Here is an 11,460-nt window from a genome sequence, read left to right on the forward strand (position 1 = left end):
AATAACCCATCATTTATATTTGTGAATTTAATATCTATTATATTTAATAATTTTGTATTATCCAAAATACTATGATCTATATCTCCATCTCTTTTATCAAGATAATTTATATCTATATTTCTATTTGATATTTTTATTATATTTCCAGCAAGTTCATTAATGGTTATAGAAGTATTTGTGGATATATTTAAAACTTGATTAGCTATATCATTTCTTATAATATCTAAAAATATAGAAGCTATATCTTCTACATATATAAAATCTCTAGTCTGATTCCCATCACCAAATATATTTAAATCTTCATTTTTAATAGCATTATCCATGAATATTGAAATAACACCAGCTTCTCCATGAGGTGTTTGTCTTGGTCCATAAACATTTGAGAATCGGCAAATTACATAATCTAAACCTGATAATATCATGTACTTTTCCATAGTAAGTTTTGAAAGTCCATAATATGAAATTGGATTTGTATCATGGTTTTCATCAATAGGCAATTTTGTAGGTAATCCGTAAACTGCTGCACTTGAACTTGCTATTAATTTTTTTACATTATATTTATTTGAAAGAGCAATGATATTAAGACTTGCCATTATATTTTCATTAGCATCATTAATAGGATTTCTAATAGAATTCGGAACAGAAACCTGAGCCGCTAAATGTATAACAATTTCTATATTATTTTCAGAAAATATACTTTCTAATTTATTATAATCTTTAATATCTATATTATAAAATAATTCCTTATTATTAATATTTTCTTTTTTTCCTGTAGATAAATTATCTGCAACTGCAACATTATAGTTATTTTTTATTAATATGTCAGTTATATGGGAGCCTATAAAACCTGCTCCGCCTGTTATTAATATCATAAAAATCCTAAATATATTATATTTTATAAGTATAATATATATTTAATATAAATCAAATTTAGTACAGTATTTTATTTATTTTTTTATGATGTATAATAATTGAATAATTAATATAAATTAGAATTGGATTTTAATATGATAAAAGCTTCAGTTATTCTACCTGTTTACAATATAGAAAATTATGTTGGAAAATGTTTAGACAGTGTTATAAATCAAACTTTAAAAGATATAGAAATAATATGCGTCAATGATTGCTCAACCGATAATTGTGAAAATGTAATCAAAGAATATATAAAAAAAGATAATAGAATAAAACTTATTAATCATAAAGAAAATCAAGGTTTAGGATTCGCTAGAAATACTGGAATGTATAATAGTAATTCTGATTATTTAGTATTTATAGACCCTGATGATTTTGTATCTAATAACTTTGTAGAAGAATTATATAATACAGCATTAAAATATGATGCTGATATGGTATTTACAAACAATATGTATACAGTAAATGAAAAAAATGGATATATAAAACCTTTTTATCATAATAGAATCAATATATGGAAAAAGAAATTTAAAAATACTTGGAATGAAGGGATTAGCAACTTTAATGTAAACACTCCTGAAAAAGAAAATACTCCGGAATACCCTTTAGTTTCTGCAGTTAATAAAATATTTAAAAAAAGTTTCTTAGAAAAAAATAAATTAATATATTCTAAGTTTAGAATAGCAGAAGATGTTGATTTTTTCTATAGATTTTTAGTGCATAATCCCAAAATGTATTATAATAACAATTCTAAATATTATTATTTACAAAGAAGCACATCTCTTGCAGGAAGTGTTCATACTGCTAAAAAAATTCCAATTGCAATATTAGAGGTTTTTGAAAATGTATTTAATTATTATAAAGAAAATAAAAAAAAATTATTAATAGAATGCAACTATTATAACTTCTTATCATTAATGCATACATTCAATAATTATAAAGCCGATAATAAAAATGAGTTATATAAAAAATGCCATGATCTTATAAAAAAATTAGATGTTGAAATAGATAGAGATAAACATGCTTTTTATGCTTATAGTGTATATATAATGAAAACTTATGATGATTATAATATGTATTTAGAAAAAATAGAATCTATCAAGAAAAAAGTTTTTGATGTTGCTTGGTGGATTCCTTCTATTACATTAAGAGAGAAATACAAAAAAGCTAATCTTGATAAACTTGCAAATAAAAATTGGAAATAAAAAATAAAGGTGTATTATGAAAAAAGAATATAAATATAAAATAACGGAAGATGATTTTATAGATTTTCAGCTTCATTATTTAAAAATGAATTCCAATATGACTTCATCAATAAAGAAAACTATAATAATACTTATAGCATTGTATATTATAGTATTTGTATCTATGGCAATATATTTCAGAGATAATGCATTTTTGATAATTATAATAGCATTATTGGTTTCTGCTTTTTCTATTTTGCAAGTAGTTACATACAAAAAGCGTCTTGATAGAAAGATAGTAAAAAAGATTAAAGAGTATGTAAGAAGTGGAAAATTGGATAAAATTTTTGGAGATAAAGAATTAGTAATTTATGATGACAAAGTAATTTTCAAAGAGAATGGAGGAACTAGTGAATTCAATAAAGACTCTATAGAAAAAATAGATTCTACAGGAAAATGTATATTTTTTTATATAAGCGAGATGTCTGCAATAATCATACCTAAAGATTTTTTAGGAAATGATGATATAGAGTTTTTACTATCATATAAAAATTAATTTTCTCAAATTATATTATATGCTGTTAACATTTCTCATTCAGCAGTAAGAGAAAGAATAATTTTAGTTGATTAAATAAATAATAAATTTTAATGGTGTCAAAACTTTATTAGTAGCATTATAAATTTTTTGTTTTATTTTATTATTTTTTGATTTTCTATATTTATAATTTTATATTAAAAATTTCTTTAGATACTTGAAAAACTATTTATATTTATTATACTGTTTTTATTATGGTTATTTTAAAAATGAAATTAAAAGGTGATAAAATATATATCAAAGTGTCAGGCGGAGATATTTTTACAATACCCAAAAACGGACTTTATGAACTTGATTTGTATGAAGGAATGGAACTTGAATACGATGAAATACCTCATATAAGATTAAGAGCTTTTGAATCTGCCGCTAGAAAATCTGCTGTTTCAATATTGAAAAGAGGATTTATAAGTGAAGGTATGCTTAGAGAGAAACTTTCTAAAAAGGGACATAAAAAAAGATTTATTAATTATGCTATACATTACTGCAAAGAATATGATTTGATAGATGATAAAAGATTCGTAAAAATAGCAATCAATAGTCTAAAGCTCAAAGGTAAAAGTAAAAGACATATAATAGATTATTTAAAAAAAAATAAAGTAAAGCCAAGTTTAATAGAAAAAGCACAAAACTCCATAAGCGATAAAATAGACGATAAAGCCTTAAAAGATGCTATTAGAAAATATTATAAAGTATATGAGCATAAGGATAGAAAAGAAGATTATATTATAAAGACCCTAATGCGTAAAGGTTTTAAGTACGATAGAATAAAAACTTTAGTTAGAAAATATATAGATAAAAAAGAAAATTATAAAGATTAATTTAAATTATATTCTTAAAAATTAATGTCCTTTTTATTTTTATTAATTATTGATTTTTATACTTATCTATAATATAATAATTATGTTTATTCATAAAAAAGAAAAATATCTTAATTTTTAATAATAAAAAAGAATCAATTTTAATTAAAGAGGAATTATAATATGCGTTTTAAAAGTGCCTATAATGGAATATTAACAAAAGATGATATTGGTAAAGAAGTAAAACTTGCAGGCTGGGTTTTAAGAAGAAGAGACCATGGTGGTGTAATATTTGTTGATTTAAGAGATAGAACAGGATTTGTGCAGATAGTATTCAATCCTGAAATAAGTAAAGAAGCACATAATGACGCTCAGGATTTGAGAAGCGAATATGTTATCAGTGTAGAAGGTAAAATCAGAGCTAGAAGTCCTGAAATGGTTAATCCTAAAATTCCTACTGGTGAAATTGAAGTAATGATTGAAAAAATGGAGCTTCTTAATACTTCTGAAACTCCGCCTTTCCTACTTGAAGATGATATTGATACTGGAGAAGATATCAGACTTAAATACAGATATTTAGATTTAAGAAGACCTACTGTATTTAATAACCTTTATAAAAGATTCCAAATTACTAATGCATTCAGAAAGCATTTAGCTGATAATGGCTTTATAGATGTAGAAACTCCTATATTAAATAAAAGTACTCCTGAAGGTGCTAGAGATTTCCTCGTACCTTCAAGATTAAATGCAGGAGATTTTTATGCTTTACCTCAGTCTCCTCAAATATTTAAGCAAATACTTATGATAGGCGGTTTTGACAGATACTATCAAATCGCTAAATGTTTCCGAGATGAGGATTTAAGGGCAGACAGACAGCCCGAATTTACTCAAGTAGATATTGAAACTTCTTTCCTTGATACTAATGAGTTTTTATCTATTATGGAGAATGTTACTGCTAATATAGTTAAAGATGTTTATGGTATTGATTTGCCTACTCCATTCCCTAGATTAAATTATTATGATGCTATGGAGATGTACGGAAGCGATAAGCCTGATACTAGATTTGAATTAAAACTTATCAATGTTGAAGATGCGGTTAGAGGCTGTGATTTTGCCGTATTTAAAAATGCTTTAGATAACAAATTTATTATAAGATGTTTGAATGCTAAAGGTGGAGAGAAATTAAGTAGAAAAGATATTGACGACTTCACTAAATATGTAGGTATATTCGGTGCTAAAGGACTTGCTTGGATGAGAGTTACTGAAAAAGGACTTGAATCTAATATAGTTAAATTCTTCTCTGAAGAAAATCAAAAGAAAATATTAGAAGTTACTAAAGCAGAGAAAGGCGACCTATTATTCTTTGTTGCTGATACTCCAAAAGTTACATTCGATGCTTTGGGTAATTTAAGATTAAAAGTTGCTGAGAAATTAAATTTAATAGATAAAGATAAATTAAATTTCTTATGGGTAGTAGAGTTCCCATTATTCGAGTATGATCATAAAGAGAAGAGAATATCATCTACTCACCATCCATTCACTGCCACAGTACCTGAAGATGTTGACAAACTTGAAAGCGAGCCTTTAAAAGTAAGAAGCGATACTTATGACTTGGTATTAAATGGTAATGAAATAGGCGGTGGCGGTCAGCGTATTTATGACAGCAAAGTACAGGCTATAATATTCAAGCTTTTAGGTATAGATGAAGAGAAAGCAAAATTGAGATTCGGATTCTTACTTGATGCTTTAAAATACGGTGCTCCTCCTATGTGCGGTATGGCTTATGGTATAGACAGAGTTGTTATGCTTCTTCAAAAACAAGATAGCATAAGAGAAGTTATAGCATTCCCTAAAACTCAGAAAGGTCAATGTTTAATGAGTGGCTGTCCTTCTACTGTTGATGCCGATCAGTTAGAAGAGCTTCATTTGAATATAGAAGAATAATTTTTTAAATAAAAACTTAATTAATAAAAGTCCCATTATATTTTATATAGCGGGGCTTTTATTTTTTATTAAACATATATGCATTTTTTGCAGGTTTGATGAAGTACGCAAAAGTTTATAATTAAAATTATTGTTATATGATAAATTAATTTTATATAAAAATAAGTAGAATATTTATGTCTTTTTTGCAACTTTTTGGGCACAAAAAAGTTGGTAGTTTAAAAATATCAACTTTTCCCGTGAGCACATAGTGATATATATTGAATATTATTATTAAATAAGGCTTTTAGCTGATTTGACGAAGTACGAAAAAATAACAGCATAAAATTGACAAACTCAAAAATTTTAGGTATATAACTTTTAAATTTTTAATACTTGGTATTTTATATATTGTTTAATAATTTTCATAATGCTGTATAATATAGCAAATCATTTGAGGTTTATTTATGAAAGACAGAGATATAAAATCTACAATTATAATTTTATTTTTAATATCAATATTTTTATTTGCATTAATATATTTTGTACATGCCAAAAATGTTGAGAGAAGATTCGATAAAATATTAGAAAATTATACAAATCATTTACAGTCTATTATCACTAATAATACTAATACAGTGATTAACCTAGATACAAAAATACTAGAATCCTCAATGGCAGAGATAATGAAAAACTCAAATGATGTATTAAGTTTCTGGTTTGCTTTTTTGTCTGTAATAATGATAGTATTCACATTCGCAGGTATATTTACCAATAATAATATTTTATCGGAGAGTAAAGGAAATTTAGAATATATAGAAAAACTTAAAAAAGAAATGGAAGAATCCAAGTATGAAGCTAAAAAACTTATATTTGATATGGATATAGAAACACAAAAAAATATTAATAAACAGCAGTATAATATCAATAAATTTTTTAAAGATGTTGATAAACAGTATAAAGAGACATCATATTATATAGATAAAGAAAAAATACACATTAATGATACTATGAATTCTATAAAAAATAAATTAGAAAAATTAAAGTTTGAAAATGAAAAAGCATTTGATAATATAAATAAAATAAAAGACGAACATTTGAAATCAATAGATAATTTAAAATATAAAGCAGAAGAAGAAACTAAAAAATTAATAGAAGAAAATAATAGAAACATAAAAATATCAAATTTATTTAATTCAGGATATCAGGCTTATAATAATAAAGAATATAATTCATGTATAAATTATTATACTCAAATTATAGAAATAACAGATGATTTATTAAAAGAATATGATGAAAACTCTGAAAAATATTCAAAATATAAAAGTAATATATCAAATGCTTATTACAATAGAGGTGTTGCTCAAGAAAAATTAAGAGATAATGAAGAAGCTATTAAAGACTATAATAAGGCTATAGAATTAAATCCTAATGATTCAAATGCTTATAATAATAGAGGTAATGTTAAATCAGATTTAGGATTATATGAAGAAGCTATTAAAGACTATAATAAGGCTATAGAATTAAATCCCAATTACTCAAATGCTTATTTTAATATGGTATTAGCAAAGCAATTATTAATAAATAATACAAAAAGTAAAAAAGAAAGAAATGAATTAATAAAAGAAGCTTATAATGATTTAATTAAATGTTATAATTTATCAGATAATATATCTAAAAAAGAGTACAAACAAAGGATTATTGATTTAGCTAAACAAGGTTATGAGGCAGCAATAAAAATATGCAATGAAATGGGTTGGGAGTATTAATTTTTATTTTTGAAAAAATATTTATGTCTTTTTTGCAACTTTTTTGGGCATAAAAAAATCGATAGTTAAAAAATAAATTTAGTTTTTATCAACTTTTCCCGTAACAAAAGTTGCAAAAGCAAATAGTAAGATGGATTGAATATTATTATTAAAATCTAATATTCAATTACAATTTTCTTTTTTTAATTGCCGAAAAAGAATTTACAGCACTCACCCCAAGCGTTTTTTAGTATGATAATAAATTTAGAATTTATCTTATTTTAGTTAAATTACCTTCGCCTGAAGTATTATTATTGGAATTGAAAGAGAGATTCATAGCATTATTATTGAAAGATAAAGTAAAATCATATCTTACTCCAGAAGAAGTTACAGAAGCTTTATAAACATTATCAGATACTTTTATTATATTTTCTCTATATATCGGTATATACAAATTAATAAGACCACCCCAAATTCTCATAGTTATTACACTTCCGCTACTTACTACTACATTTGCAATAGCCTGCGAAGTAAAATTATTATTTTCTTTGATTGTTACAGAACCTTCATAAGTTCCGTAATATTTTTTGTATATTCCATTATCATTAATATTAATAGAACCTGTATAAAAATTTAAACAACTGCATATAAAAAATGCAGAAAATATTATTATTACTTTTGCCAATATATTCATGTTTAACTCTTGATAGATATATAATATACTATAAAATAAAAAAAAACATATATGAAGTTTTAATTTGTAAGGAGAATATTTATGAAATTAGGAGAAGCATTGTTAAAAAAAGAAGAATATATTAAAAAAATTGATAATTTAAAGAAAAGAGTAAAAAATAATATAATAACGAATGAAGATAATGAAAATAATGAAGAGCCTAATAATTTAATTAAAGAGTATATAGAGATTAATACTGAATTATCAGATTTAATTATTAAAATAAGTAATAGAGAAAAATTATGCAAATTGGATATAGGAATATCAATATCAGAAGCTATCAATATAAGGGATAAAATAAGCAGAGAGATTGATATTTATAAAATTATTTTAAAAGAGGTTAATAGTAAAAATTATATAGAAGCTAAAAATGAAAATAAAATTAAAGTATTAATTAATGTAAAAGAAATACAAAATGAATTTGATAAATTATCAAAAGCTTATAATGATATTGATATTATGATACAATCTGCGAGTTGGAATACAGATTTATAAAAATTATTAGATTTCTACTATATTAATACCATAATCTTTTGGTATTTTTGATATTTTTTATTTATATTGCTATTTTTGTTGCAATTTATCATAACACTAATTTTTTCATAAAACTTTTATTTTCAAAATAAACATCGCAAATTTGCATTAAAGTTTCATAAACTCAGAAATCTTTAGCCTCTATGCAAATATATATCTCTTTATAATTTTTTAATTCATATAACCACCATATCAAATAATATAGTTTCCTAAGTGATAATTTCAGGTCTTATAGCAACATACATTTCATTGAATGCAAAACTAATTAATAAAAGAACAGTCTTCATTATATTTATATTGAGGCGAATAATAAAAAGGCATTTTATCAGCTCTATAAATACCCCAAGTTTTCATTGTAAATTTCAAATTGTACATTACTTCTTTAGTTTCTTTATTTACTTCCATTAATTGAGCATTATTTCCAAAATCTATCAGCATAAGATCATCATTCAAAAAATCCACATCTGATATAAAATGAGAATAAAGTTTATTTTCTGTTTTATACTCATAAATTTTTTCAGCATTCCAATTACCATTGGAACCTAATATTTTGAATTCAACATATCTTGAACCATTAGGATTTGTATCCTCATCTCCCTGATTATCAAACATTCCTATCACATTATTTGATATTAAAAATAAAGCATGCTGACTTTTAGGTCCGTCGGTGTTACCATCTCCAAGCATTTTATATGAGTCTAAAGATTTCAAATCTTTTAAATATTTTCCATAAGGATTATAAGATTCCATAGTATTTAAAGTATCATCAGCCATATACCAAATAAGTCCCCATTCACTATAATCAACAGCCATAATAGCCAAACTTCTTACAGACATATAAAGTATATCATTATCCTCATCATAAACTAATGAATTGCAATGAGCCCAGTCCATAGGATAATCGCTTTTTCTTCCTATACTGTAATATTTATTATCTTCATCAAATATAAGTTTTTTTAAAAATTCTTTTTCTGCCTCATCTCCATTTTTATTAACTATCTTTTTTATCAAATCTCCGACATATAAATCTCTTATCAAATTTCCATTTTTATCAACTTCGCAAATTCTATCCTCCAATCCCCATTTAGAATTAGCAAGCATTATATAATTACTATCAGATTTTTTTCTTATAACATCATGATGAACTCCTATATCTAAATTAAGAACATCAAGTTTGGCATTTCCAAGCAAATCGCTTATTCCCATAGTATCATAAATAACAATATCATTATCTTCATTAATAACTTTTGCTATTTCGTTGGTAAGATAGAAGTTAGAATAATTCAAATAACGCAAATTTCCATTTCTGCTTATTCCCATTAAAAATGACCCTTTTTGAGTTCTATTTATTATAGGGCTTACAAAATACATTTCAGGATTATTATCTTTAAAATTAGTTAAAGCATTTTCATCATTTATATTAAAGAAATTTGTATCCTCTTCAACTCTTAAATCTTTCATCACTTTATTAGTAGCTGGTATATATACTTCATCTAATGAAAGCTTTCCTATAATAATATTAGTAGAGATTTTATTTGTTCCGTTTATAATATGAATAGTATTTGTATTTTCTGAGTACATTCCATGAATTGCAAAATTAGATCCGTAATTTTTAGGATATGTGAAAATTATATCTTCATCTCCGTTTCTACCTTCTGTAATCACTGTAACAGGATAATTATTATTAGTTTCTATTTTATACAATAATGATAATGGAGTTTGTCCATTAGGATTTAATATCATTTCTCCTATTTTATCATCTGGAAGAGGTATTTCTTTTTTTGAACATGAAAATATTAAAATTGTTCCAATTATACATATAATAATTTTTTTCATAAGAATATCCTAATTAAATATAATCCTTTTTTATTTTAATTAAAAATATGATTTTATGCAATCAAAAATATATAAAAATATAATTGAAAATATTGTTTTTTAATATAAAATGCAGATTCTATTTTTAGAAGTTAATTTTTTGAACTATGGATATTATAAAGGAGTTTGAAGAACTTAGTGGTATTAAAGTTAATTACAATACTTTAAATTTTAATGAAGAGCTTTAATATATTTTTTTAATAGTATGGATAATAACATGAAAGAATTTTTTGATGCTGCTAAAAGCGGAAATTTGATGGTATTAAGAGAATATTTAAAAAAAGATATAGATATAAATAAATTGGATGATGAAGGCTTTAGTGCATTAATGCTTGCTTCAGTATTTAATAGAGTTAATATTGCAGAAGAATTGATAAAAAATCATGCTTTAATTAATTTGCAAAATGAGGAGAATTGGACTGCTTTAATATTTGCCTCTTTTTATGGTCATTATGATATTGCTGAAATTCTATTAAAAAATAATGCCGATTTAAATATTAAAAATAAACAAGGATTTGATGCTCTTATTACAGCGGCATTTTACAAAAGAACTGATATTCTTAAATTATTATTGGAATATAATGCTGATGTTAATACAAAGGATTATGAAGGTTTTACTCCATTAATATATTCATGCAATCATGATAATGCTGATATTTTAAAACTTCTTCTGAAACATAATGCCAATATTAATGATAAAACTAATAAAGGAGTTAATGCTTTAATGTATGCATGTTTAATGCTGAAAAAAGATATTGTTAATGAACTTCTTAAAAATATGGTTAATATAGAAGATACTGATAATAATGGAGATGATGCTTTTATTTATCTTAAAAGTAATAAATATGATGAAGATACTAAAATATTAAAAGAAATTTATGATATGCTTAATAGATATAAAAAGGCATAGAATCGATATGGTATTAACTTTTTATTTAATGGTATTTGTAATTATATTTTTTTATTATATAATATTTAAAAATTTTTATAGAATATTTTAATAGTTGAATATTTATGCAGGATATATGTATAATAACAGATATAGGAACGATATACGGATTCGGACATATTACCCGTATGAAATTTATATCGAATAGATTAAAAGAATATTATAATTTTATATTTTCCTCTATTAATGATAAAAGCGGATTATTTAAAG

Annotated in this window: 10 protein-coding genes; 7 read left to right on the plus strand and 3 right to left on the minus strand. The window is 24.0% G+C overall.

All coding sequences use genetic code 11. The features are described 5' to 3' along the window. The coding region (locus tag Q1J76_RS03455) for an NAD-dependent epimerase/dehydratase family protein (RefSeq protein ID WP_300366840.1) at positions 1-872 on the minus strand (872 nt) is incomplete at its 3' end. Between the two features lie 135 nt (positions 873-1,007). On the opposite strand from Q1J76_RS03455, the gene Q1J76_RS03460 reads away from it, so the two are divergent. The 5 genes from Q1J76_RS03460 (at position 1,008) to Q1J76_RS03480 (ending at position 7,180) form a co-directional block, all read left to right on the plus strand. Next, a complete protein-coding gene (locus tag Q1J76_RS03460) occupies positions 1,008-2,117 on the plus strand; it encodes a glycosyltransferase family 2 protein (protein WP_300366843.1) in 1,110 nt (369 codons plus the stop codon). 16 nt (positions 2,118-2,133) lie between these two features. Continuing rightward, entirely contained in the window at positions 2,134-2,652 is a 519-nt protein-coding gene (locus tag Q1J76_RS03465) for a YcxB family protein (RefSeq protein ID WP_300366846.1), read from the plus strand. 248 nt (positions 2,653-2,900) lie between these two features. Then, complete coding sequence (locus tag Q1J76_RS03470; RefSeq protein WP_300366849.1) at positions 2,901-3,509, plus strand: regulatory protein RecX; 609 nt, start codon at positions 2,901-2,903, stop codon at positions 3,507-3,509. 162 nt (positions 3,510-3,671) lie between these two features. After that, positions 3,672-5,432 carry an aspartate--tRNA ligase gene (gene aspS / locus Q1J76_RS03475; protein WP_300366852.1) on the plus strand — a complete coding sequence of 587 codons (1,761 nt, stop codon included), beginning with the start codon at positions 3,672-3,674 and terminating at the stop codon, positions 5,430-5,432. Positions 5,433-5,878: 446 nt separating this feature from the next. Then, the gene (locus Q1J76_RS03480; protein ID WP_300366855.1) at positions 5,879-7,180 is read left to right on the plus strand and encodes a tetratricopeptide repeat protein; all 1,302 of its coding nucleotides are present in this window, start codon (positions 5,879-5,881) and stop codon (positions 7,178-7,180) included. 250 nt (positions 7,181-7,430) lie between these two features. Here Q1J76_RS03480 and Q1J76_RS03485 read toward each other — a convergent pair whose 3' ends face one another. Continuing rightward, positions 7,431-7,853, minus strand: a complete 423-nt coding sequence (locus Q1J76_RS03485; protein WP_300366858.1) for a hypothetical protein — start codon at positions 7,851-7,853, stop codon at positions 7,431-7,433. Positions 7,854-7,934: 81 nt separating this feature from the next. On the opposite strand from Q1J76_RS03485, the gene Q1J76_RS03490 reads away from it, so the two are divergent. Next, positions 7,935-8,387, plus strand: coding sequence for a DIP1984 family protein (locus Q1J76_RS03490; protein ID WP_300366861.1), 453 nt, complete (start codon positions 7,935-7,937; stop codon positions 8,385-8,387). Between the two features lie 300 nt (positions 8,388-8,687). Here Q1J76_RS03490 and Q1J76_RS03495 read toward each other — a convergent pair whose 3' ends face one another. Further along, positions 8,688-10,262, minus strand: a complete 1,575-nt coding sequence (locus Q1J76_RS03495; RefSeq protein WP_300366864.1) for an aryl-sulfate sulfotransferase — start codon at positions 10,260-10,262, stop codon at positions 8,688-8,690. Between the two features lie 256 nt (positions 10,263-10,518). Between Q1J76_RS03495 and Q1J76_RS03500 the strand changes: the two genes are divergently transcribed. Next, complete coding sequence (locus Q1J76_RS03500; protein WP_300366866.1) at positions 10,519-11,211, plus strand: ankyrin repeat domain-containing protein; 693 nt, start codon at positions 10,519-10,521, stop codon at positions 11,209-11,211. The last annotated feature ends 249 nt before the right edge of the window (positions 11,212-11,460 follow it).

Origin of the sequence: Brachyspira sp., assembly GCF_029258575.1 — a bacterium.
Lineage (GTDB): Bacteria > Spirochaetota > Brachyspiria > Brachyspirales > Brachyspiraceae > Brachyspira.